Here is a 25,093-nt window from a genome sequence, read left to right as displayed (position 1 = left end):
AATGGTCGCGATCGCGAGCTTCCACCGTGGATGCCTCGGTGGAAGGAGATCGTCATGGCTGCAGCGAGCGGGCGCGGAGTCGCCGTCGTCACCGGGGGAAGCGCGGGCCTCGGTCGAGCCATCGTCCGTGAGCTCGCGCACCGCGGCTGGGACGTCGCGGTCCTCGCGCGCGGACGTGACGGCCTCGACGGCGCTGTCGCCGACATCGAGGCGGCGGGCCGGCGCGCGCACGCGGTGTCGGTCGACGTGGCCGATGCGGACGCCGTCGACCGGGCCGCCGCCGATGTCGAGGGCGCCCTCGGCCCGATCGACCTGTGGGTCAACAACGTCATGTCGGGGGCGATCGCGACCTTCCTCGACACCTCGGCCGACGACTTCGACCGCGCCACGGCTGTCACCTACCTCGGCACCGTCAACGGCACCCGCGCGGCGCTCCGGCGGATGCGCGACCGGGGCCACGGACACATCATCCAGATCGGGTCGGCGCTCGCCCACCGCGGCATCCCGCTGCAGGCGGCCTACTGCGGCGCGAAGCACGCGATCCACGGCTTCACCGATTCCGTCGTCTCCGAGCTCACACACGAGAAGAGCCGCGTGGCCGTCTCGATCGTCGACATGCCCGCCCTCAACACGACGCAGTTCGGATGGGTGAAGTCGAACTTCTCGCAGCATCCGCAGCCGGTGCCGCCCATCTTCCAGCCCGAGGTCGGTGCCCGAGCCGTCGCCGACGTCGCCGACAAGCCGCGCCGGCGCACGTGGGTGGGGGAATCGACCGTCGGCCTCATCCTCGGCACTCGCGTCGCCGGGCGCTTCCTCGACTGGTACCTCGCGAAGAACGCCTGGGAGGGTCAGTTCGCGCCGGGATCGGCTGCGTCCGGGACGGCTCCGAACCTGTACGAGCCGGTGCCGGGCGACCACGGCGCCCATGGTGCGTTCGACGACCGCGCGCGGGGCGGGAGCGTGCAGACCTGGGCCATCCGGCACCGGGCCCCGCTGTACACCGCGGCGTCGGCCGCGGCGTCGGCGGCGCTCGTCGGCCTGATCGCCGGCGCGAGGGCGGTGGCGCGGCGGCGCTGAGACGGGCGGGTGCGAGGATCGAGGGATGAGCGAATACAGCGGATCATCCCGCGCCCTGCCCCTCGACGAAGCCGCCGCGGCCGAGATGTGGGAGCAGTACCGGACGGCGCACCCCGAGGCCGTGCTCGCTGCACCCGAGTACACCGTCGAGCACTTCGGCGACAACGTGCGCCTGGCAGATGAGCTGCTCGGCATCGTTCTCGCCGGCGGCAAGCGTGCCACCGCCGAGCTCGTCGCCGATTTCGTCGCCCGCGGCGATCTGATCCCGCGGATCGGATCGCACTGGATCGCCTGCGACAGCACCGGCGCTCCGCGCATCATCATCCGCACGACCGAACTGCGCCTGGGGCCGTTCACGAGCGCGGATGCCGAGTTCGCCGCCGACGAGGGCGAGGACGACCTGTCGCTCGAGAGCTGGCAGCGCGAGCACCGGCGCTACTGGACGCGCGTCGCCGCCGCCCGCGGGGCGGAGTGGTCGGAGGACGAGGACATCGTCTTCGAGCGGTTCTCGGTCGTCTGGCCGCCCGAGCACGCCGACTGAGCCCGACCGCGTCGCGGCCGTCCCCGACCTGATGAAACCGCCGCGAAAACCGGACCGCGCGCGGGGTCGAGCACGCGGTCCGGTTTACGCTGTGGACGGGTCGGTGAGCCCGCCGCGCCATCCCGGCTCGACGCGACCCTCGGGAGGTCGATGTGAACTGGCTGCTCGACATCAACATCCTCTCCGGACCGGCCGTCGTGATCACGTGCATCCTCGCCGGCCTCGCGTTCGTGTCGCTCGTCGTGCTGCGACCCAGCCGGCGCTGGCAGCGTCGCCGGTGGACGCTGACCGCTGCGGCGGCGGCCGTCGCCGCGGGTCTGTTCGGGATGGCGCTGACGTGGCTGCTGGCGGATCACTACAACCTGTTCGGCGTCGTCCTCACCGCCGATTCACGGATGTGGGTCGCACTCGGATTCGCCGCCATCGGAGTCGCCCTCGCCTCGCTGTGGCGGCCGACCTGGCGACGTGCCGTCGCCGCGCCGATCGCGATCGTGCTCTTCGCAGCTACCGCGGCCATGGGCGTGAACATCGCGTTCGGCCAGTACCCGACCGTGCGCACCGCGCTCGGACTGCCCGCGTTCGGCGCCGCCGATCTGCCGTCGCTCGACGGCGGAGCCGACCGCCCGACGATCGCGGGCTGGACCGCCCCCGACGGGATGCCGTCGACGGGCGAGGTCGGCACGGTCACGATCCCCGCCACGGCCTCTGGGTTTCCTGCCCGCCCGGCCGTGGTCTATCGCCCGCCCGCAGCGCTCACCGACAACCCGCCGCTGCTGCCGGTGCTCATCGTGCTCTCGGGGCAGCCGGGGCAGCCCCAGGACCCGCTGATCGCGGCGCACCTGCAGCAATCGCTCGACGCCTACGCCGCGGCTCACGACGGCCTCGCGCCGATCGTCGTCTCGCCCGACCAGCTGGGCTCACCCGACGCCAACCCGATGTGCATCGACTCGCCGCTCGGGAAGTCCGCCACCTACCTCACCGTCGATGTGCCGACGTGGATCAAGGCCAACCTGCCGGTCCTCGACGCGCCCGACTTCTGGGGGATCGGCGGGCTCTCGCAGGGCGGTACGTGCTCGATCCAGCTCGGGTCCGCCCACCCCGAGCTCTTCAGCGCGATCCTCGACGCCTCGGGTGAGGAGTTCCCCTCGCTCGGCGACGAGGCGACGACGATCGCGCAGGGCTTCGGCGGCGACCGGGCCGCGTACGAGGCGGCCAAGCCCGCCGCGATCATGGCCGCTCACGCCCCTTATCGCGATATGACCGCGGTGTTCGGCGTGGGCAGCAATGACGCCGGCTTCCTCCCGGGTGTGCAGCGGATCTACCAGGCGGCGCAGGCCGCCGGAATGGATGCCACCTACGTCGAGGCCCAGGGGAGCGCCCACGACGCGACGTCATGGTCGTACATCTTCCAGCAGGGGCTGACCGTCATCGCGGACCACTGGGGTCTGGGCCGCTGAGCCGCCGCTAGCGCAGCGCGCCCGCCATGCGCACCGCCTGCGACAGGGTCAGCGTGGGCAGGTAGCAGCGGGTGAGCGCGACCCCCAGCGCGGGGAGCATCGCCGGGTCGGGGTACACGGCCCACAGCGGCACGAACTCGGGCTGGAACTTGCGCTTGAAGTTCAGCAGCGACCGGAACCCGTAGGCCGGCTCGAGCAGCCCGCCCAGCAGGTCGAGCAGTCGCGCGACATTGGTGCGGGCGGCGTCGTCACCGAGCTGCGTCGAGGCGAGCGGCGACCCCGACAGGCTGAGGAGCGTCAGCCCGTCGCCCTTCATCCGGTCGGCGGCGGCGCCGATCACGAACTCCATGATCCCGTTCATCGCATCGCCCCGCCGGCGCATGAAGTCGAGGGTGTATCCGGTCACCGTGCCGTGCTCGAACATCGGCAGCCAGCTCGTGACCGCTTCGATCCGGCCGCTCTCGTGGACCGCCATCATGATGCGCACCGCCGGGTCGTCGAGCTCGTCGACGCCGCCGAGGGTGAACTCCATCTCGGGCAGCGACCGGTCGGCGACCCAGCCCTCGGAGATCTCGCGGATCTGGGCGTGCTGGCCCGCGCTGAGCTCGCGCCATGAGGTCCACACCGCGGTGATGCCCGAGCGGGATGCGCGGTTGGTGGCGGTGCGGATGTCCTGGCGCTTCTTACCAGCCGTGTTCCAGTCGGGCAGGTGGAGCACGGCTTCCTCGGCCACCGGCATCCGCTGCCAGCCGAGATGATCGAAGATGCTGCCCTCGCGTGCGTCGACGCTGTAGAACACCGCCGTCCAGCCGTGGGCTCCGCAGAACTCCACGAAGTTCGACACGACGTCGGGGCGGTCGTGATCGGGGCCGAAGGGGCCGCCGAGGGTCACCGCGATGGTGCCGCGCACGCGGTAGGCGATCGCAGCGTCAGCGTCGGGAGCGAACCAGTACGAGTTGCCGCGCCAGGTCGACATGAACGACAGCGTGTCGCCCCCGCCCCGCTCGAGCACGCCCCGGGCGCGCAGGCGGTCGGGTGCGTCGAGCACGGTGCGCGGATTCAGGAGCACCCGAGCGACCGCCACGATCAGCAGCATCCAGAACACCAGCGACGGCAGGTACCACAGTGCCTGCGCGGCGGCCGATTCGGGCACGAACTCGACGATGTCGGAGGGGATGAGGGTCGGCGGCACGAGGCGCAGCGGGAGCGCCCGCAGCACCATCACGGCGTCGATCCCCGGACGGAAACCGTCGGCGAGGAGGAGCGTCCCGGCGAAGGAGGCAGCGAGCGTCAGGGCGGTGCCGATCGCCACGGTGAGGGCGAACGTGCGCTTGGCCGCCGCGGCCGTCGAGACGCGCGCCGCCCCGCGGAACGCGATCAGTACGACCGCCACGGCCAGCGGCACGATCGCCCCGACGATGACGCCCGTGAGCGTCTGCCAGACGAAGTCGGCGGTCTCGGGGTCGACGGCGGCGCCGATCGCGGCGACCGTGTCGGGCTCGATCACGAGGAAGGTGTAGACCATCCCCGCGAAGATCGCGAGATTGATGGCGACCGCGACCGCGAGCGCGATGCGCCGCCCGCCCCGGATGCCCCAGGCCGCGAGCAGCAGGACGATCAGCGGCAGCAGCGCCACGACACTCGACCAGCCCTGCAGATCGGCGATCGAGGAGAAGTCGTCGGGGCAGGGCGCGCCGGGCGAACCGAAGGCGCACACCTGACCGTCCACCACGCTCAGCGGATCGATGGAGAGGTACCCGTAGATCGACAGCAGCCCGGCGCCCGAGCCCGACGCGGTCGCCACGACCGGGCCGATCGCGGTGATCGCGACGATGGCGGCCAGCAGGACGCGCTTCTCGTAGTACGAGCTGCGCACCAGCCGGAAGCCGCGGACGCGGCCCCCCAGTGCGAAGCCGAGCGCGAAGCCGACGGGAACCGCGAGGAGCGAGAACAGATCGTTCGCGCCGCCGGAGTAGAGGTAGAGCGTGATGGCGGAGAAGAGCGCCAGCAGTCTCGTGCGGCGGCGCCAGATCGTCCCGAAGAAGGCGCTCGCCGCCATCGCCGTCGCCAGCAGCGGGGCGGTGGGGGAGAAGACGTCGACGGCGGGTGCGTTCAACGGGATGCCGGCGAGGTAGGTCTGCTCGAACAGATCGATCGCGAACCCGAGGAACGACGCCGCGACCCCGCCGACGACGTACGCGATCGCGGTCCGCAGGCTTCCCATCGCGCGCTCCGCCGCGCCGACGACGAGGATCACGAGGACGACGAACGCGACGAGCGCCGGCGCCGTCTCCACGACGAAGAGCGAGGTGAGCGAGCTCCACCAGTGACGCACCGCGGTGCCCGCCGGGTCGGCGTCGTCGACCGGGATGAAGCCCCAGTCGATCGGCTGGAAGATCATCCCCGCGACGCTGAGTCCGATCGTCAAGGCCGCGATCAGCAGCGTCACCGGTCGATGGCGCGACCACGAGCGCGCGCTCGTGGCGAAGGTACGCAGGTCGCGCAGGGGTGACGTCACCTGACGCACGATAGTGGCTCCGCCTGTGGGCGCAGACTCCACGCACAGCTCACGCTCATCCGGCTCGAGCAGAGCCGAACCACAGCGCGAAGTAGTAAGCGAAGTTGCGGTTGCCGTACGACGAGCACGGGCCGCCCGAGCCCCACCCCGCCGACATCGCCGCCGGGTCGGGCTGATAGGGCGTGTAGTTGTACAGCGCCGCCGTCGCGTCGTTCTCGATCGCGACATCCGTTCCCCCGCAGGCGGGGTCGGGGTGGAAGGCGATGAAGTGCGTGCCGGGCTGGCGCATGAAGCTTGATGCGCGGTACGAGGCCAGGTCGGTCGCCCCCGCGACGATCTGCGCGCCCACGCCTTCGTACTCCGGGTCGCAGGGAGCGGTGTCGGGACAACTCGCCCCCATCGCCGCCCGCAACCGTCCCTCCGTGGGCGCCCGGGCGGCGCGGCCCTCGACCAGCGACTGCTCCTTCTGCAGGGTGACGAGGATGACGCGGGCCGAGATCCCGCAGGCCTCCTGCACCCGGTGGATGATCTCCGCGACCGGCAGCTCGCCCCCCTCGATCGCGCGGCAGATGACGTCGCCGGTGCGTTGCGAGACCCGAGCCTCACGCGACGAGATCCCCGCGGTGGCGACGTTCAGGCACGCGTCATTGGCGCACTCTCCGATCCGATCGTCGAGGAACGCCTGGATCTCGGCGGCGGAGAGCGCGTCGCGGTCGAAGAAGAGCGCGTCGTCGATGAGGTTCCCGGGATCGATGTCACCGACGTTCGGCGGGAGCGCCCGCGGCTCCTCGGCCGGCTGCGGCTGCGCGCCGGGAAGCGCCGAGAGATTCGACGCCGTCACCCCGATCGCGACGATGACGGTGACGAGCAGCACGGGGACGAGAACGAGCACGGCCGCGATCCCGATCCGGCGACGGCGCCGCCGCATCCGGGATCGAGAGGCCATGGGAACGATCGTGCCGCACCGGGTCACGAGAACGCTGGGAGCGGCGCTCAGCCGTCCGACACCGACGACTGCCGGACGATGAGGCGGGTCGGCAGCGGGGTGGCCTCGGTGACGACATCGGGCTGCTCCACCACGAGCAGGACCTTCTGCATGATCAGGGCCCCCAGCGCCGGGAAGTCCTGCTCGACCGTCGTGAGCGCGGGATGGAGGAACGCCGCTTCGGGCACGTTGTCGAATCCGACGATGCCGACGTCCTCGGGCACCCGCAGACCGCGTTCGCGCAGCGCCGACAGTACTCCGATCGCCATGTGGTCGTTGCCCACGAAGATGCCGTCACCCGCGGCGATGTCGCTCTCGATCGCGATGCCGAACCCGCTCGCAGCCGACCAGTCGCCGTAGGTGAGCGGCGGGATGTCGAGCCGCCTCGCGACGAGCTCGTCGCGCCACCCGCGCACGCGCTCGGCGGCGTCGGGATTGCGGGCGGGGCCCGCGATGTGGTGGATGCGGCGGTGACCGCTCTCGGCGAGGTGGCGCACGGCGCTCCGCGCCCCCCGGTACTGGTCGATCGACACGAGCTGCGGATGCGGCCGGCTGGTGGCGGCGACGGCGACCAGCGGGATGTCGAGCTCGAGCCCCTGGATGGCCGCGAGCACGTCGAGGTCGACCACGATGAGGACGATCGCGTCGACACGCTGGCGCAGCAGGCCGTCGATCGCCGACCGCACGGCGGCGACGTCGCTCTCCGGTGAGCTGATCGCGTCGACGTTGTAGCGTTCCGAGCGCGCCGCGAAGTTGAAGTGGGTCGCGACCGAGGTCGGCCCGAACTGCACCGTCCCCGGCGTGATCAGACCGATGGTCCGGGTGCGGCGGGTCACGAGCGCCCGCGCCGCGGGGGAGGGGCTGTAGCGCAGCTGCGCGATCGCCTTCTCGACCCGCTCGCGTGTGGCGGGCCGGACGTTCGGCATGTCGTTGAGCACCCGCGACACCGTCTGGTGAGAGACGCCGGCGAGTCTCGCGACGTCGAAGATGTTCGCTGCCCGGGGCGTGCGCGCGTCAGTCATCGGCCTCTTCGGTCTTGTCGTCGGCGCGCGCCACGAGGGCGATCAGCAGGTCGGAGCTGAGATCCGCGGCCGGTACGACGTGGGCGATGCGGCCGTCGCGGACGACCGCGATGGTGTGCGAGACCCGCAGCACCTCGTCGAGCTCGGCCGAGATGTAGACCACCGAGACGCCGTTGTCGGCGAGCTCTCCGACCAGGCGCTGCACCTCGGCCTTCGCGCCCACGTCGATGCCCCGCGTAGGCTCGTCGAGCACGACCACGCGGGGAGACAGGGCCAGCAGCCGCGCGAGCAGGACCTTCTGCTGGTTGCCGCCGGAGAGCTCCCGGACCGGGCGGTCGATGTCGGCGGGTCGGATGTTGAGGGCCTCGATCCAGCTGCGGGCGAGCTCGCGCGCGCGGGCGGCGCCCACGGGGCGCAGGATGCCGCGCTGCGCCTGCAGGGCGAGCGTGATGTTCTCGAGCACGCTGAGGTCGCCCAGCACACCGTCGGTGCGGCGGTTCTCCGACGAGTAGACGACACCCCGCCCGATCGCCGACCGCGGGCCGTGGCCCCCGAGCGGGGTGCCGTCGAGGAGCACCGTGCCCTCGTCGAGGCCGTCCACGCCCGTCAGCGCGCGGGCGAACTCCGTGCGTCCGGAACCCAGCAGGCCGGCGAACCCGATGACTTCGCCCTCGGCGAGCTCGAGGTCGAACGCATGTCGCGTGCGGCTCGACCGTGCTCCCCGGACCGACAGCACGACCGGCCCGTCGCTCAGCGGCGCGATGTCGTCGTCGATCGCGGCGAGGCGGGCTGCGGAGTCGCCGAGCATCTTCTCGACGAGCTCGACGCGCAGGAGCTCGGTGGTGGAGTACTCGCCGACGAAGCGGCCGCCGCGCAGCACGGTGACCCGGTCGCACAACTCGTAGACCTGGTCGAGGAAGTGAGACACGAACAGCACCGCGATCCCGCGGGCGGTCAGCTCGCGGACGACGCGGAACAGCTCGGCGACCTCGTCGGCGTCGAGGCTCGAGGTCGGCTCGTCGAGCACGAGCACCCGCAGGTTCGATCCCGAGACCGCGCGCGCGATTGCCACCAGCTGCTGCACGGCGAGCGAGTGCGACGACAGCAGCGAACCCGGGTCGATCGAGACCCCGAGGGATTCGAGCGCCGAAGCGGCGCGGCGCCGCATCTCGGCATGGTCGATCAGCCCGAACCGACGGGGCTCGCGTCCGAGCGAGATGTTCTCGGCGACCGTGAGGTTCGGCAGCAGGTCGATCTCCTGGTAGACGGTCGAGATGCCCGCCGCGAGCGCGTCCGCGGGGCGAGCGAGGTGCACCGGTGCGCCGTCGAGCAGGATCTCGCCGGCGTCCAGGCGGAGCGCGCCGGTGATCGCCTTGATGAGCGTCGACTTCCCGGCGCCGTTCTCGCCCATCAGCGAGTGCACCTCGCCCGCGAACAGCCGCAGATCGACGTTCGCGAGCGCCTGCTCGGGGCCGAAGCGCACGTCGGCGCCGCGCACCTCGAGCGTCGGCGCCGCCTCGGGATCCATGCGCACCATCATGCCGCCCCGATGCCCCGCCGCGCTGCCGCGGCGCGGCGGGCCGTCACCGCCGCGTCGCGGATCGGCTGACGATCACCCGCTGCACCACGACGAACACGAGCAGCAGCGCGCCCACCGTGATCCGCGTCCACGACTGCTCGGCGCCCAGGAACGAGATGATCGTGCGGATGAGCCCGTAGACGAAGACGCCGATGAGCGACCCGACGACGAACCCGCTGCCTCCCGTGAGGAGGGTGCCGCCGATCACGACCGCGGCGATCGTGTCGAGCTCGGTGCCGACGCCGTTGAGGGGATAGCCCGCGCCGGAGTAGGCCGTGAGCACGATGCCCGCGATCCCCGCGCACACGCCGCTGATGACGTACACCAGCAGGCGGGTGCGCACGACCGGCAGGCCCATGAGGCGCGCCGACTGCTCGCTGCCGCCGATCGCGTACACGGTGCGACCGAAGCGCGTGTAGCGCAGCACGAGCGCGGCCAGCACGACCGTGAGCAGGGCCAGGATGCCGGTGGGGGTGATGTACCAGCCGCCGACCGAGAGGCGGGTCGACTGCAGCCACAGCAGGCCCTCGTCGGCGACCTTGATCGACTCCAGGCTGACCACGAAGGCGAGGCCGCGCGCGAGGAACATCCCGATGAGCGAGGCGATGAAGGGCTGGACGTCGAAGAACTGCACCAGCACGCCGATCAGCAGGCCGATCGCGCCGCCGATCACGATCATCGCCGGCACTGCGACGGCGACGGGCACTCCCTCCGACAGCAGCCTCGCGCACAGGATGCCGGTGAAAGCCATCACGGCGCCGACCGACAGATCGATGCCGCCGGTGAGGATCACGAAGGTCATGCCGACAGCGAGCACCAGGAGGTAGGCGTTGTCGAGCAGGATCGACGACAGGATGCGGGGCAGCTGGAAGTTCGGGAAGTTGATCATGGCGCCCGCGATCATCACGACGAGGATCACGGCGGCGGCGAACACCGGCACGAGGGCGATGTGGCGGCTGAGGAAGCGGCGCCACGGGGTCAGGGCGCGCTCGTGCGCGCGGGGGGCAGCGGTGAGCGATGTCATGACAGCACCTTCGCGTCGGAGCGGGCGGAGACGGCGCGGGCCGCGGGGCGGGCACCGGAGGTGAACCAGCCGCGCACACGGCGCGACTGCAGCAGGACGACCACCAGCACGGCGCCGGCCATGAACACCGGGCTCACGGCGGGCGGGACCCCGAGGAAGGTGATCGTGGTCTTGAGGGTCTGGATCGTGAAGACGCCGATGACGGTTCCGGCGATGCTGAACTTGCCGCCCGCGAGCGACGTGCCGCCGAGCACGACGGCGAGGATCGCGTCGAGCTCGATGTACATCCCCGCCGCGTTCGCATCGGCGGCCATGATGTTCGAGCTGTAGAGAATGCCCGCGATACCCGCGAGGGTGCCGCTGGCGATGTAGGTGCCCCAGATGATCCCGCGCGAGCGGACGCCCGCCAGGCGGCTCGCTTCGGGGTTGATGCCGACGGCCTCGGTCAGCATCCCGAGGGCGGTGCGCCGCTGGACGACGGCGACGACGATGATCGCGGCGACCGAGACGCACAGGGCGAAGGGCAGGCCGAACACGTATCCCTGCGCCATGAACTGGTACGGCTCGCTGTTGATCGTCGTGATGAATCCGCGCGTGATGAGCAGAGCGACACCGCGTCCGGCGAGCATGAGGACGAGCGTGGCGATGATCGGCTGGATGCCGAGCACCGCGACCAGGAAACCGTTCCACGCGCCCAGGACGAGAGAGGTGCCGACACCCGCCGCGATCGCGATCGCGACGACGCCGAGATTCCCCGGCTCGGGCGATGCCTCGATGATCGTGAGGGCGACGGCGCCCGACACGGCCATGATCGCGCCCACGGACAGGTCGATCCCGCGGGTGGCGATCACGAGCGTCATCCCGAGGGCGACGAGCATGAGCGGAGCGCTGTTGCGGAGGATGTCGATGAGCGAGCCGTACAGCTGACCGTTCTGCACCGTCACGCTGAGGAACGAGGGCCGTGACACGGTGTTCACCGCGATCAGGGCCACGAGGGCGAGCGCCGGCCAGACGAGCCGGTGCGTGATGAGCTTCTTCACGCGATCTTCTCCTTATCCGAGGGGTTCTCGGCGTCGCCTTCGGCGATGAAGGCGACCAGTGTGTCGACGTCCACATCCTGGGTCATGAGTTCGCCGATCTTGCGGCGATCGCGCAGAACGGCGACGCGTTGCGCGATGCGCAGCACCTCCTCGAGCTCCGACGAGATGAAGACGACGGCGAGGCCCTGAGCCGCGAGTTCGGCGACCTTGCGCTGGATGTCGGCCTTGGCGCCGACGTCGATCCCGCGGGTGGGCTCGTCGAGGATGAGCAGTTCGGGCGCGGTGGCCAGCCATCGCGCCAGCAGCACCTTCTGCTGGTTGCCTCCCGAGAGGTTGCGCACGAGGGCGTTCGGGTCGGCTGGGCGGACGCCGAGGGCCTCGAGGTACTCGGCCACGAGTGCGTCGCGTTCGCTCTGCGGGACCCGGCGCAGCGCACCGCGTCGCGCCTGCACGCCGAGCACGATGTTCTCGGCGACGGTGAGGTCCGCGATGATGCCCTCGGATCGGCGGTCCTCCGAGGAGAACGCGATGCCGTGATCGAGTGCGTGACGCGGGGTGGTCAGACGGGTCGGGACGCCGTCGACCTCGACGGAGCCGGCATCCGATCGATCTGCGCCGGCGAGCAGGCGCGCCAGTTCGGTGCGGCCCGAGCCGAGCAGGCCCGCGATCCCGACGACCTCTCCGCGGTGCACATCGAGATCGGACGCCTCGATGACGCCGCGGCGTCCGACGCCGCGGGCACGCAGAACCGGGACGGCGTCGCGGTCGATCTCGCGTTCAGCGGTCGACGACAGGGCGTCGAGGGCGCTCAGCTCGCGTCCGATCATGCGCGCCACGAGGGCCTCGCGTCCGAGCTCGGCGATGGGGTACTCCCCGACGAGCCCGCCGTTGCGGAGCACCGTGAGACGGTCGGAGATCTCGTAGATCTGGTCGAGGAAGTGCGAGACGAACAGGATGGCGACGCCGCGGTCGCGGAGGCGCCGCATGACGGCGAAAAGCTGCTCGACCTCGCCGCGGTCGAGGCTCGACGTGGGCTCGTCCAGGATGAGGACCCGCGTGTCGATGACCATCGACCGGCTGATCGCGACGAGCTGCTGCACCGCGATCGAGTGGCTGGCCAGCACGGAGTGGGTGTCGACGTCGAGACCGAGCTCCGCGAGATGTCCGGCGGCCGCCTCGTGCGTTGCGCGCCAGTCGATGCGTCCGGCGCGGCGCACCTCGTTGCCGAGCATCACGTTCTCGGCGACCGAGAGGTTGGCGCAGAGGTTCACCTCTTGATAGACCGTCGAGATCCCCGCGGCCTGCGCGTCGGCGGTGCTGCGGAACGAGCGCTCGCGTCCGTCGACGACGATGCTGCCGCTGTCGATCGCGTAGACGCCCGTGAGTGCCTTGATGAGCGTGGACTTGCCGGCGCCGTTCTCTCCCATGAGGGAGTGGATCTCGCCGCCGTAGAGCGTGAGATCGACGGCATCGAGTGCCTTCACGCCGGGGAACTGGATGGTGATTCCGCGCATGGCGACTGCGACGGGGCGTTCCGTGGTCATCATCGACCCGCTTTCTGGAAGGGGTGGCGGCCGGCCCCCGCCGGCCGCCACCCGGTGTCGGATCAGTAGGGGCGGCTGTCCAGGACTTCCTTCGCCTGCTCCTGCGTAAAGCTCTGGTCCTCGACGATGTAGGTCTTGTCGACCGACTCGCCCGCGACGACGGACTTCACGACCTCGGCCGTCTTCTCGCCGAGCAGCGGGTTGCACTCGACGATGAAGTTGAACTCGCCGTTCGCGAGAGCGGTCATGCCGTCCTTGACCGCATCGATCGTCACGATCTGGATGTCGGTGCCCGGCTTCATGCCGGCCGCCTTGATGGCGTCGAGGGCACCGAGACCCATGTCGTCGTTGTGAGCGAAGAGCACGTTGATCTCGGAGCCGAACTTCTGCAGGAAGCCCTCCATCACGGTCTTGCCCTCGGCGCGGGTGAAGTTGCCGGTCTGCGAGTCCAGCACCGTGATGTCGGTGCCGGCCACGGCGGCGTCGAAGCCGGTCTGCCGGTCGGTGGCGGCGGACGATCCGGTCGTCCCCTCCAGGATCACCATGTTCGTCGGCTTCGAGCCGAAGTTCTCGGCGACCCACTCGCCGGCGGTCTTGCCCTCCTGCTCGAAGTCGAGCCCGATCCAGCTGGCGTAGAGGTCCTCGGATGCCGAGACCGTGCGGTCTTCGAGGATGACGGGGATGCCGGCATCCTTCGCCTCCTTCAGCACGTCGTCCCAGCCGTCGCTGACGATGGGGGCCAGGACGATCGCGTCGACGCCCTGGTTGATGAAGCTGCGCACCGCGGCGATCTGCGCCTCGGGCTTGTTGTCGGCGGCGTTGAAGATCAGGTCGAAGCCGTTCTCAGCCGAGAACGCCTCCTTGATCGACTCGGTGTTGGCGCTGCGCCATCCGCTCTCGGAGCCGGTCTGGGCGAACCCGACCGTGATGACGTCGTCGCCGCCGGACGCACCGGGGGAGCTGGAGCTCGCGCACGCCGTGGCGCTGAGCGCAACGACGCCGAGCATGGCGATCGCGGTGACGACGGACTTCACCTGGGACATCGGAAACCTCCTCGTTTCGTCCGGCGGCGTCGCCGGATCTCTGATGCGTGTCACCTCTCGGGGACGCTCGAATGTTAGCGCTCACAACACGGGTGCTGTCAAGAGCGTCTCGGGTCACGAATGCGCAACGCCAGGGGTTCTTTGCCATAGGTCGCCTCGGTGATCCGTTTCATCGAGGTGAGCGCTCACAAGAGCGGTGGGCCATGACTGCACCGAGCGGCGATGCCGGTGTCAAGTGCCCTAGCGAGCGTCGCGCGGATCGGGATAGGGCTGGGCCAGGGCCGAGGGGCGGCCCGTCACGACAGGAGGCGGCACCGTGTGCACAGGAGTCAGTTGCACCACCCGCGATCACTACTTCGGCCGGAATCTCGACCTCGAGTTCTCGTATCACGAGGGAGTGGTCGTGACCCCGCGGAACTTCCCTTTCCGGTTCCGCCGGGTCGACCCGCTCGAGACGCATCACGCGATCATCGGCATCGCGACGATCGCGAGTTCATCCCCTGGGTGCTCGGACGATTCGAGACCGTCGACGAGGTCGAGGCCGCCCTGGCTGGCGTCACGATCGTCGACGTCTCGTTCAGCGAGGCCTTCCCCGCGTCGCCGCTGCACTGGATCATCGCCGACCGCTCGCGTTCGATCACGGTCGAGAGCGTTCGGGAGGGTCTGCGCGTCTCGCCGGAGCTGCCGCTGGATCGCTACAGCCGCGGCATGGGGACGATCGGGCTCCCCGGCGATCTCTCGTCGTCCTCGCGGTTCGTCAAGGCCGCCTTCACGCGTGTCGACATGCACCGGGAAGACCTCGACGCCGATGCTCTCGTGCACTACCCGCTGGTGACCGGCCAGCAGATCAACATGCAGAACTGACGGCGTTCATATCGCATTCGCGCCGTGAACGCGAGCGGGTGCGCGGGCGGAACCGGTCGACCTAACGTGTGATGACCGGGATGAACCGTCCCGGCATCCGGGGATCAGACCCGGACGCAGATCGACGGAAGGGGCCGATATGGGACTCGACGACAAGATCAAGAACGCAGCTCAGGACGTCGCCGGCAAGGCCAAGGAGGCCACCGGCAAGGCGACCGACAACGAGCGTCTCGAAGCCGAAGGTCACAAGGACCAGACCGCTGCCAACGTCAAGAAGGCCGGCGAGAACGTCAAGGACGCCTTCAAGTAAGACGCTCCCTCACGCGAGCGCCCCGGGTCCCCGCGACCCGGGGCGCTCTGCTGTGCGTGCGGCGCCGCGGATCCATTCATATGACTGGATCGGCCTACCACGGGCGGCCTCGAGACTCAAGCGCTTCCTGCCCGGTCCGCGGTGTCGGACGATTCCCTCATGACAGACCTGCTCGCGCCGGACACGGCCGCGGACGAGCCCGCGCGTCCTGGCACCGACGCCGAGCTCGGCGCGCTTCTCACCGCCGTCGCCGCCGGCGACCGGGGAGCGCTCGCCGACCTGTACGACGCGACGTCAGCCGCCGCCTTCGGGCTCGCGCTGCGGCTGACCGCGAACCGAGCGGCCGCCGAAGAGGTGGTGCGGGAAGCGTTCCTGAATGTCTGGCGCGACGCCCGCCGCTACGACCCCGGTGCGGCCCCGGTCCGCGCGTGGATCCTCGGGCACCTCCGGCGTTGCGTCCTCGATCGCGGTGGGCTGGCCGGGCTGCGCGAAGCGCTCACACGCGTCCACGAGACGGGCGGGCCCGCCTGAGCGCCGGCCTGTACCGCACCCGGCGGCATCGAGCAACCCGACGTCGTCGGGTGCGCGGGACCGAAAGACTGGGGCATGGCCTTCATCGGATATCACGCTTCGCACGAACAGCTCGCGCCCAGCGCGCTCCTGGAAGCCGTCATCGAAGCCGAACGCGTCGGCTTCGACGGGGCGTTCAGCGCTGACCATCTCGCCCCGTGGACGCCGCGTCAGGGGCATTCCGGGAACACGATCGCTTGGCTGGGCGCAGCGCTCGCGTCGACGCGGTTCCCCATCGGGTCCGTGTCGACTCCCGGGCAGCTGTATCACCCCGTCGTCAGCGCACAGGCGATCGCCACCCTCGCCGAGATGTTCCCCGGCCGGTACTTCGCGGCGCTCGGAAGCGGTGAGCTGCTCAACGAGCACGTCACGGGGGCGCCCTGGCCATCCAAGGACGAGCGCACAGCACGCCTGGGGGAGTGCGTCGACGTCATGCGGGGGCTGCTCGCGGGTGAGAAGGTCGATCACGACGGCCGCGTCCGCGTGCATGAGGCCCGGCTGTGGAGCCTGCCCACCGGACCGGCGACGCTCATGGCCACCGCGGCCTCGCCGGAGACGGCGCGCTGGGCCGCCGGGTGGGCCGATGGGCTCGTCACGGTCGGGACGATCCGCGAGCAGGTCGCCGAGATCGTCAGCGCCTACCTGGATGCCGGCGGCCTCGGTCCCACGTGCCTGCAGGTCCACATCGCCCTCGCCGAATCGTCGGACGAAGCCGCCGCGCTCGTGCGCGACCAGTGGCTCCACGGCGTCGTGACGCCCCCGGAGGCGTGGGACATCGCTCAGCCTGAGGACTTCGCGGCCCGCGCGGGCGACCCCACAGACGCCGAACTCGCCGAGCACGTCATCATCGGCGTCGACTCGCCGAGCGGCATCGCCGAGCTGGCGGACCGCCTCGCCGGCCTCGTCTCCACCGGTTTCGACCGGCTCTACATCCACGAGATCTCCCAGGACCAACGCGCCTTCCTCGGCGAGCGGGCGGGGGCGCTCCTGCACGCGTTGCGCGAACGGCTCGGCGCGAGAACCGACCTCCCCGGGGGCGCACGATGAGGATCTCCGACACGAGCGACCTCTGGTGGAAGAACGCGGTGCTGTACTGCGTGGACGTCGAGAAGTACCTCGATGACGACGGCGACGGCGACGGCGATCTGCAGGGCCTCGCTCGGCGGCTGCCCTACCTCGCCGACCTCGGTGTCACCTGCCTGTGGCTCATGCCCTTCTACCCGACGCCCGGACGCGACAACGGCTACGACGTGTCGGACTACTACGGGGTCGATCCTCGGGTGGGGTCCCACGGCGACTTCGTCGAGCTCATCCGTACCGCTGAGGACCGCGGTATCCGGGTCATCGTCGATCTCGTCATGAACCACACCTCCGACCGGCATCCCTGGTTCCTCTCGGCGCGCGAGAGCCGCGACTCGCCCTACCGCGACTTCTACGTGTGGCGGGACGACATCCCCGATGACCCCCGTGAGACGCAGTTCCCCGGCGAGGAGGACGGCGTCTGGGAGTGGGACGAGAAGACCGGGCAGTACTACCTCCACAGCTTCTACGCCCACCAGCCCGATCTGAACGCCGAGAACCCGGCCGTCCAGCGCGAACTGGCGAAGGTCATGGGCTTCTGGCTGCAGCTGGGAGTCTCCGGCTTCCGGGTGGACGCGGTGCCCTCGTTCGTCTCCTCGCCCGAGCGCCGCGAGCCGCAGCGTGATCACGATGTCCTGCGCGCGCTGCGGCGCTTCGCCCAGCGGCGCTCGAGCGCGGCGATGCTCGTGGGCGAGGTCAACGTCCCGCACGATGAGCAGGCCGCGTACTTCGGGGCCGACGGCGACGGCGAGCTGCACATGCAGTTCGACTTCGCGAGCAACCAGGCGCTGTATCTCGCGCTCGCGCGAGAAGACCCGCAGCCGCTGCGCTCCGCGCTCGAGAGCCGGCCCGACATCTCGACGATCTCGCAGTGGGCGAACTTCGTCCGCAACCACGATGAGCTCACCCTCGATCAGCTGTCGGACGCCGAGCGCGAAGAGGTCTTCGCCGCCTTCGCCCCCGAGGAGTCGATGCAGGTCTTCGGGCGCGGCATTCGGCGACGCCTGCCTGCGATGCTGGGCGGCGATCCGCGCCGCATCCGCCTCGTCTACAGCCTGCTCTTCTCGCTCCCCGGAACACCGGTGCTGCTGTACGGCGAGGAGATCGGGATGGGTGAGAACCTCGACATCGACGAGCGGGACGCCGTCCGCGTGCCGATGCAGTGGCGTCCCGACGGCGGATTCTCCACCGCCGCCGCGAGCGCGCATCCGCTGCCGTCGCCCGAGGGGCCGTATGGGCCCCAGCACGTGAACGTCGAGGCGCAGCTCATGGCCCCCGACTCGCTGTTCGCGTTCGTCCGCGGGCTCGCGCGGAGCTACCGGCAGTCCCCGGAGATCGGCTGGGGCGACCTCGAGCTCGTACCCGCCACCGCGCCGTCCGTACTCGCGCATGGCGCCCGCACGAGCGAGAGCCGATTCGTCGCCGTGCACAACTTCGCGGGGGAGCCGGTCGCCTTCGAGATCGACCTCGGCGAGGAGCCCGACGGCACCGAGCTCGTCTGCCTCGCCTCGGGCGAGAGCTGGGCGCTCGAGGGGGCCACGGTCTCGATGGAGCTCGACGGCTACGGTGCGCGCCGCCTGCGCGTCACGCGCCCGGGTGACGGGCGCCTGCGCTGAGGGGGTTAATCCGCGGGTGAAGCCTCGGGTGAAATCCTCCCCGGGGGCGGTGTGGGCGTCCGGTTCGCGAGCAGGATGGGGACGGGAGCCCGGGAGACGGGGAACGGAAGGCCGGGGGGATCGTCCATTCCCCGCCTCCGGGCCCGGTCGGCGCTAGCGGGCGATGGTCGTCACGGCGTCGCCCGACCACACGATGACCTCGTCGTCGAAAGCGGCGATCGCCGCCGGCGCGGCCGGATCGCTGTCGGGGATGCACTCCGGGGTCGAGGCTGTTCCCGCCGCGTCGACCCACGTCAGGGCCAAGGTTCCCGCGCAGGCATCCGTCCCGGCGCTCACGAGCGCGGTCTCGCGGCCCAGGACATCGAGAGCGACGACATCCGCGAGCGGCAGAGGAGCGAACGCACCGCTGCCGACGCGGGTGTGGGCGACCCCGTCGCATACCAGCGCGGTCTGCTGCGCCCCCACTCGCACGCTGGCGGGGGTGGCGCAGGGGAGCGCGACCTCGCCCGAGGGCGACGCCAGCACCGTGGGTGCGGAGCCCGAGGGATAGGTCGCTCGCGCCAGGAGATCGGGGTACGGGTCCCAGAACCGGCCCTGCGTGTACGTCCGCAGCAGCTGGGGAGAGCAGTCCGCCGCATCGGCGATCAGCTCGGCCTCGGTGCCGGACAGACCCGACAGCGCGCGGACCTGAGCGATGCCGCGGGAACGCGGGGTGACGTCGACCCAGGTGGTGCCGCCGTCGTCTGATCGCTCGACGACCGGTTCGCCGGCGCCGCAGGCTCCCGCCGTCGCGCGCCACAGCATGCCCTCGGCTGAGCGAGCGAGGAAGCGCTCCTCGGCACCGCCCGTGGCGGGGGTCGCGCTCGACGACGGTGAAGCGCTCGCGTCCGGCCCCGGCCCCCGGAACGAGAAGGTCGGCACGGGGCCCGCGGTCGGCGCGCCCGACGGCTGCGGACTGCGGTCGTGCTGCAGCGCCAGCGCCGTGAGCGCGACCACGACGAGCGCGAGCGCGCCGACGCCGGCCACCGACAACGCGCGGGCGATGGGCGGTGCGGTCAGGTCACGTCGCGCCATGCGCCATCAGCTCGCAGAAGGACCGGAGCGGCGGGACTCGTCGGAGGAGCGAGCGCGGAAGCCGAGGTCATCGAGCGTCGGAGCCGGACCGGTCTCGACCGGCTCGGCGCGGCGTCCCCGACGACCGCGCGGCTGCTTCGCCGGGGCGGCGGGCTTGCCGCGGCGAGCCTCGCGGGCCGCGTTCTCCTCCTGCGTGTAGCCGTAGCCGTAGCCGTAGCCGCCGTAGTACGCGTCGGGCCCGCGGGTGGGCACCATCGTCAGCACCACGCCGGCGACCTTGGCGTCGACGGTCTGAAGAGCGTCGATGGCGCCGGTGAGCTGGTGGCGGGTCGTCCGGCCCGCCGCGACACCGACGATCGCTCCGCTGGTCGCACGGGCGAGGATGGCCGCGTCCGTCACGGGCAGGAGCGGCGGGGCGTCGCACAGCACCACGTCGAAGTCGCGCTCCAGGACCTCGAGCAGCTGACGCATCTGGGGCGATGCGAGCAGCTCGCTCGGGTTCGGCGGGATCTTGCCCGACGGCAGCACATACAGGCTGCGACCGCCCCAGGGCAGCATGACGTCGCCCAGGCGTGCTCGGCCGATCAGCACATCGGTGAGGCCCGCTCCGCCCTCGAGGCCGAGATACTCGTCGACCTTCGGCTTGCGCAGGTCGGTGTCGAGCAGGGCGACCTTCTTGCCGGCGTCGGCGAGGGCGATCGCGAGGTTGATGGTCGTGGTCGACTTGCCTTCGCTCGGCACCGAGCTCGTGACGACGAAGCTGGAGCGGCCACCCATGTCGAGGAACTGCAGGTTGGTGCGCAGCGCGCGGAACGATTCCGCGCGGGGGCTCAACGGATCGGCGTGCACGATGAGCGGCCGGTCCTTCGCCTTCGGGTCGAAGGCGATGGCGCCGATGAGGGGCGACTCGGTGACCTGCTCCACATCGCGCGAGCTGCGGATGCGGGTGTCGAGCACGGTGCGCAGGACCGCGATCCCGATGCCGAGCGCCAGGCCGACGAGGAGGCCGAGCGCGAGGTTGAGGGGAACGTTCGGGCTCGACGGGCTGAGGGCCGGCTGGGCGTCGCGGACGCGCGACAGCTGAATGGGGCTCGCGCCCGACTCGCTCGCGGGGACCGCCGCCGACAGGCTCGCAGCCAGGGCGTTGGCGATGTCCGCCGCCGCGACCGGATCGGTGTCGACCACGGTGATCGTGATGAGCGTCGTGTTCAGGGCAGCGCTCGCGTTCACCTTCTCGGCGAGCTGGCCCGCCGTCGTCCCGAGGCCGAGCTCGGCGATCACCGGGTTCATCACGATCGGCGTCGAGACGAGGCCGACGTACGTGTTGATCCGCGCCTGCGCGAACGTCGACCCCTGCTGCAGCTCGGCGACGCTGCCGGAGGTCTGCGTCGAGACGAAGACCGTGCTGGACGATTCGTAGGTGGGCGTGCGCGTCAGCGAGTACGCGGCCGCGGCGCCCACACCGACGAGGGTGACCACGAGGATCACGATCCAGTTCTTGCGGAGGATGCGAATGTAGTCGGAGAGCTCCATGCTGCCCTTCGGTGCGCGCCACGAGGGCATCGGCGGAAACTCGGATCAGTCTGCCACAGCCATGTTTCCGGCCGGGGTCGGATCGCGCACCTCGGATCAGGAGGTCGTCGCGACCGCCACGACGCGCACCACCTGGTCGATCGCGGGATCGAGCTGCGCCGCCGACGTCTCATATGTCGACCACGACCGGCGGTAGGGGTCGACGACGTCATCGTCCGTCGGATCGGCGGGCGGGAGGACGAGGCCGCGCTGGCCCGCGACCGCTGCGACCGCCGCCCGCAGTCTGCCCGCGGCATCCTGGTCGGCCGCCGTCGCGACGGCCCCCTGCAGCGCGGCGTCCGACAGCGACGAGGCCAGGCGCGCGAACTCGCGCACGGTGAACGCCACGCGTGTCCGCGCGGGGACGAGCTCCGCCACGGCGCGCCGGTGCTCGCGGGCCATCGCCAGGACGAGGTCGGCCGAGACGAGGTGCTGCTCGGTCAGGAAACGAGCCCGGTGCGCCTCGGCATCCGAGGCCGAGATTCCGCGCGCCAGCGCCAGGCGCTGCGCCTCGGGCGTCATCCCGTGATCGGCCAGGCCTCGCGTCCCGGCGCTCGTGACGCGCACGCCCCGGCCGGCCAGACGGGTCTGGAGCATCAGAGCCGCCAGGGGCGAACGGCAGATGTTCCCCGTGCAGATGGTCGCGATCTCGATCATGGGACCTCCGCTAACGTGGGCGCGTGCACACCCACCCTAGCGAGCCGGTCGCGACGACGTCGCGGCGCCCACGTCACCGTCGCGTCGACTGGCGCCAGGGCGGATCGAGCGTGCGCCGGTGGCGCGAGATGATGCTCGCCTGGGCGCTCGTGAGCCTGGGCGCGGGAATCCTGCTGGGGTATCTCGTGCTGTGGCTCCAGCCCGCGGCGTCGTGGTCGGGCCTCGCCGCGACGGCGGCGCTCTGGCTCGGGATGCTGATCCCCGTCGTCCTCGCGCTTCGCGTCTCGCGACCCGCTGGTCTCCTCCGGTTCCGAGCCGCCGACCTCCTCATCGGGCTCGGCTTCGGCATCGTGCTCCGTCTGGTGCAGGGGCTCATCCAGCAGGGGGTCGAGGGGCAGGCCCGCTTCCCCGGGCTCCTGCTCGTCGACGGGCGGCTTCCCGCGAGCTGGTGGCTGACGGATGCCGCCGCCGCGGGGCTGGTCGCCCCGGTCCTCGAGGAGTTCTTCTTCCGCGGGGTCGTGCTCGTCGCGGTCTACACGCTGCTGCGCCGGGCCGCGGGGCCGGCCACGGCCGGCGTGGCGGCACTGCTGGTGTCGACGGCCGTCTTCCTCGTGAGTCATCTCGTCGGCGGGGCCCTCGGTGTCGACGGCGTCCTCTCGATCGCGCTGGTCGGGGTCGTGTGCGCCGGCCTCGTCCTCCTGACCGGGCGCATCTGGACCGGCGTCGTCGCACACGTCGTGTTCAACCTCTCGGGCGTGGGCCTCGCCCTCGTCGGGGCGTTCGCGGGCTGAGAACGCCGGAGAGCGCGGAGCCGGCATGACGACCTGGTGGAACGCAGTCTCCGGAGGCGCCTTCTACACGCGGTGGAGCGCGGCGGTGTCGCTGCTGGTGGCCGGCTTGTTCTCGGTGCCGTCCGTCGGCGGCGCCGGAATCGAGGCGTATCTGCGCGGTGCCACGGTGGCCGTCCTGGGCTGGTCGGTGCTCGCGGCGATGGTCGTCCCGGTCGCCGCGGCCGAACGGCGGCTCGCGTCGCGTCCCGCGCGCGGCGTCGTCGTGCTGGCGTCGCTCGTCGTCGTCGCGACGATCCGTCCCGCCGTCAACGACGCCATCAGCTCCGCCCTGTTCGGCATCGTCCCGAGCGGGCCGGCGTCGTCGCGGATCGCGACCAACCTCGTCACCGCGCTCGCGCTGCTGTCCATCGTCGCCGTCATCACGTCGCGTCACGCCGCCGCACGGGCAGCCGCCGAGCGGTTGCGCGCGGCGCTCGTGCGGGTCGAGCGCGCGGAGGCGCACCGGCAGCATGTCGCGGCCGAGGCCCGCGCCGCGCTCGTGGCGGGCATCGCGGCCCTGCGCCGCTCACGCGAGCGCATGCTCGCCGGACCGATCGATTTCGACGTCGTCCGCACCTTCTCGGAGGATGTCCGCGGGCTCAGCCACCGCATCGACCGCCTGTTGCGCGAGCGCGACGACGAGATGAGCGAGGCCGGCCCCGCGTCGCACGGGAGAGGCCCGGGCCTGTCGATGCGGCTGGTCGCGCCGCCGTGGTTCAGCGTCGCGCCGCTCTACGCGCTGGCGTGCTTCCCCTACGCCGTCGCCGCCGGCGGCGTCGGAGTGGGCCTCGCCGGCATCGCGGGGGGAGTCGTCGTCGATGTCATCGCCGGCGGTGCGGTGCGTCGGTGGGCCCGGCCGCCGCGTCCGGTCGTCTTCCTGCTGGTGTGGATCGCCGCCGGGTGCGCGATGAGCGTCGTCACCTACCTCTTCCTCCCGCGCATCGGTGTGCTCGGCCTCGTCCCCGTGCTCGCCGTCCCGGTCGTCGCGGTGCTGGTCGGCCTCTGCCGCGACGCGCTGTCGCGCGCCCGTACCGATGAGCGCCGGGCGGCGGCCGGGCTCGCCGAGGTCGCACGCGAGGCCGCCGAGATCGATGAGAGCGCGGGCCCGCGGCGCGCCATCGACGTGCTGCACGGGCGCGCGCAGGGCGCCTGCGTCGTCTTCGCGGCCCGCGTCGACGAGCGCGCCCCGACCCCCGACGAGGTGGACGACTTCCGGTGCCGTACCGAGGCCGCGTTCGAGGAGATCCTCGAGTCCGGTGACCCCGAGCGGATGCCGGCGAGCGAGTCGCTGGATCGCCTGATCGAGGCGTGGGCGCCCGCCGTCGCGGTCACGCAGCGCATCGACGACGCGGTCCGGCTGCGGTTGAGCGACCCCGACGCGGCCGAGCGCGTCGTCTCCGTCGTCACCGAGGCGCTCGTCAACGCCGTCAAGCACTCCGGGGCGCGGCGTGCCCGGGTCGTGGCGCGGGTCACCGGATCGGGTTCGCTGCTGCTGCGGGTGTCGTCGCCCGGGCGGCTCGGGCCCGTTTCCGGACGCGGTCTCGGGACCGTCGGGCGACGCGTGTACCAGGACGGCGACGACGTCGTCCTGGAGACGGTCATCACGCTGCCGTCACTGTGAGGGCGGCAGGCGCAGGGTGACGGTCGTCCCGGTTCCCCTGATGCTCTCGATGGATGCCTCTCCGCCGAGTCGTCGCGCGATGTCGCGGACGCTCGCGAGGCCGACGCCCGTGCCGCCGTCGCCCGGATCGGAGAGGCGGCCGCGGTGATAGGGCTCGAAGATCGAGGCGAGGTCGTCGGAGTCGATGCCCCGGCCGCTGTCGGCGACCGTCACCACGGCGGCATCCGGCTCCTCCGACACCGACACGACGATGGTGTCCTCGCTGTACTTGGCAGCGTTGTCGATGACGTTCGCGAGAGCGCGTCGCAAGAGCGCGCGATCGGTCGAGACGTGGGCGCGGCCGGCGCCGCGGACATCCACGCGCTCGTTGACGTCGCCCGGCAGCACGAGTTCCGCCGCCTCACGGGCGAGGGTCAGCAGGTCGGTCTCCTCGCTCTCATCGCCGTCGGTTCCCCGCACATGCGCCGAGAGCTCTGCGGCCATGGCGATGATGTGGTCGGTCACGCGTGAGACGTGTTGCAGCAGACCCGACTGCGCCTCCGGGATCTCGTCCTCGAGCAGGTCGACGTAGCCGCGCAGAGCGGTGATCGGCGAGAGAAGGTCGTGGGCGAAGGCCCGCAGGAAGCCGTCCTTCTCGTCGTCCAGGCGCTTGGCCTCGCTCAGGTCGCGCACGATCTTGACGAAGCCCGCGGGTTCGCCGTCGTCGTCGCGGACCGCGGTGATCAGCACGTGCGCCCAGAACAGCGTGCCGTCGCCGCGCACCCGCCAGCCGGTGTCCTCGACCGACCCGTCGGTGCGTGCGGCGGCGAGCAGTCGCGCCGGCCGACCGCGCTCGCGGTCCTCGCGGCGGTAGAAGCGCGAGAACGACGTGCCGATGACCTCATCCGCGGGGTAGCGCTTCAGACGCTCGGCCCCGGGGTTCCATGACCGCACCACGCCGGCGTCGTCGAGCTCGACGATCGCGACCGACGTCACCTGCGCGGCCCAGTCGGTGGCCGTGCCCGCGAGGACGGCACCCGTCGCGCGGGCGTGGTCATAGGGGGAAGCGCTCATCGTCGTCGTCACCTCG

General features: G+C 71.3%; 22 protein-coding genes. 10 read left to right on the top strand and 12 right to left on the bottom strand.

All coding sequences use genetic code 11. From position 1 onward, the window contains the following. The first annotated feature begins 54 nt into the window (after positions 1–54). The 3 genes from P6897_RS13685 (at position 55) to P6897_RS13675 (ending at position 3,075) form a co-directional block, all read left to right on the top strand. Positions 55–1,077 (top strand): SDR family oxidoreductase, encoded by a 1,023-nt coding sequence (locus P6897_RS13685; RefSeq protein ID WP_282501489.1) that lies wholly within the window; start codon positions 55–57, stop codon positions 1,075–1,077. Positions 1,078–1,102: 25 nt separating this feature from the next. Beyond that, complete coding sequence (locus P6897_RS13680; RefSeq protein ID WP_282501488.1) at positions 1,103–1,618, top strand: ASCH domain-containing protein; 516 nt, start codon at positions 1,103–1,105, stop codon at positions 1,616–1,618. Between the two features lie 152 nt (positions 1,619–1,770). Then, positions 1,771–3,075 carry an alpha/beta hydrolase-fold protein gene (locus P6897_RS13675; RefSeq protein WP_282501487.1) on the top strand — a complete coding sequence of 435 codons (1,305 nt, stop codon included), beginning with the start codon at positions 1,771–1,773 and terminating at the stop codon, positions 3,073–3,075. Positions 3,076–3,082: 7 nt separating this feature from the next. On the opposite strand, the gene P6897_RS13670 is transcribed toward P6897_RS13675, so the two are convergent. From P6897_RS13670 to P6897_RS13635, 8 genes are all read right to left on the bottom strand, one after another. Beyond that, positions 3,083–5,593, bottom strand: coding sequence for a DUF2156 domain-containing protein (locus P6897_RS13670; protein WP_282501486.1), 2,511 nt, complete (start codon positions 5,591–5,593; stop codon positions 3,083–3,085). Between the two features lie 55 nt (positions 5,594–5,648). Continuing rightward, entirely contained in the window at positions 5,649–6,539 is an 891-nt protein-coding gene (locus tag P6897_RS13665; RefSeq protein WP_282501485.1) for a hypothetical protein, read from the bottom strand. Positions 6,540–6,586: 47 nt separating this feature from the next. Further along, positions 6,587–7,600 (bottom strand): LacI family DNA-binding transcriptional regulator, encoded by a 1,014-nt coding sequence (locus P6897_RS13660; RefSeq protein WP_114587642.1) that lies wholly within the window; start codon positions 7,598–7,600, stop codon positions 6,587–6,589. Beyond that, the gene (locus tag P6897_RS13655; RefSeq protein ID WP_282501484.1) at positions 7,593–9,128 is read right to left on the bottom strand and encodes a sugar ABC transporter ATP-binding protein; all 1,536 of its coding nucleotides are present in this window, start codon (positions 9,126–9,128) and stop codon (positions 7,593–7,595) included. Before P6897_RS13655 ends, P6897_RS13660 begins: the two co-directional genes overlap by 8 nt. A 55-nt stretch (positions 9,129–9,183) precedes the next feature. Continuing rightward, positions 9,184–10,203 (bottom strand): sugar ABC transporter permease YjfF, encoded by a 1,020-nt coding sequence (locus P6897_RS13650; protein ID WP_274179375.1) that lies wholly within the window; start codon positions 10,201–10,203, stop codon positions 9,184–9,186. Beyond that, complete coding sequence (locus P6897_RS13645) at positions 10,200–11,243, bottom strand: ABC transporter permease (RefSeq protein ID WP_112617864.1); 1,044 nt, start codon at positions 11,241–11,243, stop codon at positions 10,200–10,202. The genes P6897_RS13650 and P6897_RS13645 overlap by 4 nt, the downstream gene beginning before the upstream one ends. Beyond that, on the bottom strand, positions 11,240–12,757 hold the full coding sequence (locus P6897_RS13640) for a sugar ABC transporter ATP-binding protein (protein ID WP_240309640.1): 1,518 nt from the start codon (positions 12,755–12,757) through the stop codon (positions 11,240–11,242). The genes P6897_RS13645 and P6897_RS13640 overlap by 4 nt, the downstream gene beginning before the upstream one ends. 92 nt (positions 12,758–12,849) lie before the next feature. After that, positions 12,850–13,830 carry an ABC transporter substrate-binding protein gene (locus tag P6897_RS13635; RefSeq protein WP_114587640.1) on the bottom strand — a complete coding sequence of 327 codons (981 nt, stop codon included), beginning with the start codon at positions 13,828–13,830 and terminating at the stop codon, positions 12,850–12,852. A 504-nt stretch (positions 13,831–14,334) separates the two neighbouring features. Here P6897_RS13635 and P6897_RS13630 point away from each other — a divergent pair. The 5 genes from P6897_RS13630 (at position 14,335) to P6897_RS13610 (ending at position 18,270) form a co-directional block, all read left to right on the top strand. Beyond that, positions 14,335–14,694 carry a linear amide C-N hydrolase gene (locus P6897_RS13630; protein ID WP_282501481.1) on the top strand — a complete coding sequence of 120 codons (360 nt, stop codon included), beginning with the start codon at positions 14,335–14,337 and terminating at the stop codon, positions 14,692–14,694. A gap of 139 nt (positions 14,695–14,833) precedes the next feature. Further along, positions 14,834–15,004, top strand: a complete 171-nt coding sequence (locus P6897_RS13625) for a CsbD family protein (RefSeq protein ID WP_094260399.1) — start codon at positions 14,834–14,836, stop codon at positions 15,002–15,004. A gap of 159 nt (positions 15,005–15,163) precedes the next feature. Next, positions 15,164–15,535, top strand: coding sequence for a sigma factor (locus P6897_RS13620; protein ID WP_282501480.1), 372 nt, complete (start codon positions 15,164–15,166; stop codon positions 15,533–15,535). A gap of 75 nt (positions 15,536–15,610) precedes the next feature. Beyond that, the gene (locus P6897_RS13615; RefSeq protein ID WP_282501479.1) at positions 15,611–16,621 is read left to right on the top strand and encodes an LLM class flavin-dependent oxidoreductase; all 1,011 of its coding nucleotides are present in this window, start codon (positions 15,611–15,613) and stop codon (positions 16,619–16,621) included. Then, entirely contained in the window at positions 16,618–18,270 is a 1,653-nt protein-coding gene (locus P6897_RS13610) for an alpha-amylase family protein (RefSeq protein WP_282501478.1), read from the top strand. Before P6897_RS13615 ends, P6897_RS13610 begins: the two co-directional genes overlap by 4 nt. 153 nt (positions 18,271–18,423) lie before the next feature. On the opposite strand, the gene P6897_RS13605 is transcribed toward P6897_RS13610, so the two are convergent. From P6897_RS13605 to P6897_RS13595, 3 genes are all read right to left on the bottom strand, one after another. Further along, positions 18,424–19,344 carry a hypothetical protein gene (locus P6897_RS13605; RefSeq protein ID WP_282501477.1) on the bottom strand — a complete coding sequence of 307 codons (921 nt, stop codon included), beginning with the start codon at positions 19,342–19,344 and terminating at the stop codon, positions 18,424–18,426. Between the two features lie 6 nt (positions 19,345–19,350). Then, positions 19,351–20,877 (bottom strand): polysaccharide biosynthesis tyrosine autokinase, encoded by a 1,527-nt coding sequence (locus P6897_RS13600; RefSeq protein ID WP_282502598.1) that lies wholly within the window; start codon positions 20,875–20,877, stop codon positions 19,351–19,353. Between the two features lie 96 nt (positions 20,878–20,973). Then, positions 20,974–21,573, bottom strand: coding sequence for a low molecular weight phosphatase family protein (locus tag P6897_RS13595; RefSeq protein WP_282501476.1), 600 nt, complete (start codon positions 21,571–21,573; stop codon positions 20,974–20,976). A gap of 23 nt (positions 21,574–21,596) precedes the next feature. On the opposite strand from P6897_RS13595, the gene P6897_RS13590 reads away from it, so the two are divergent. Both P6897_RS13590 and P6897_RS13585 read left to right on the top strand, forming a co-directional pair. Beyond that, on the top strand, positions 21,597–22,364 hold the full coding sequence (locus tag P6897_RS13590) for a CPBP family intramembrane glutamic endopeptidase (RefSeq protein WP_240309639.1): 768 nt from the start codon (positions 21,597–21,599) through the stop codon (positions 22,362–22,364). A 25-nt stretch (positions 22,365–22,389) separates the two neighbouring features. Beyond that, the gene (locus tag P6897_RS13585) at positions 22,390–24,024 is read left to right on the top strand and encodes an ATPase (RefSeq protein ID WP_282501475.1); all 1,635 of its coding nucleotides are present in this window, start codon (positions 22,390–22,392) and stop codon (positions 24,022–24,024) included. Here the strand turns inward: P6897_RS13585 and P6897_RS13580 are convergent. After that, the gene (locus tag P6897_RS13580) at positions 24,016–25,077 is read right to left on the bottom strand and encodes a PAS domain-containing sensor histidine kinase (RefSeq protein ID WP_112617938.1); all 1,062 of its coding nucleotides are present in this window, start codon (positions 25,075–25,077) and stop codon (positions 24,016–24,018) included. The genes P6897_RS13585 and P6897_RS13580 overlap by 9 nt on opposite strands. Positions 25,078–25,093: the final 16 nt, after the last annotated feature.

The organism is Microbacterium sp. BDGP8 (assembly GCF_029991045.1).
GTDB lineage: Bacteria > Actinomycetota > Actinomycetes > Actinomycetales > Microbacteriaceae > Microbacterium > Microbacterium plantarum.
Note: the sequence above shows the minus strand (reverse complement) of the source record. Positions and strands in the feature narration are given on the sequence as shown.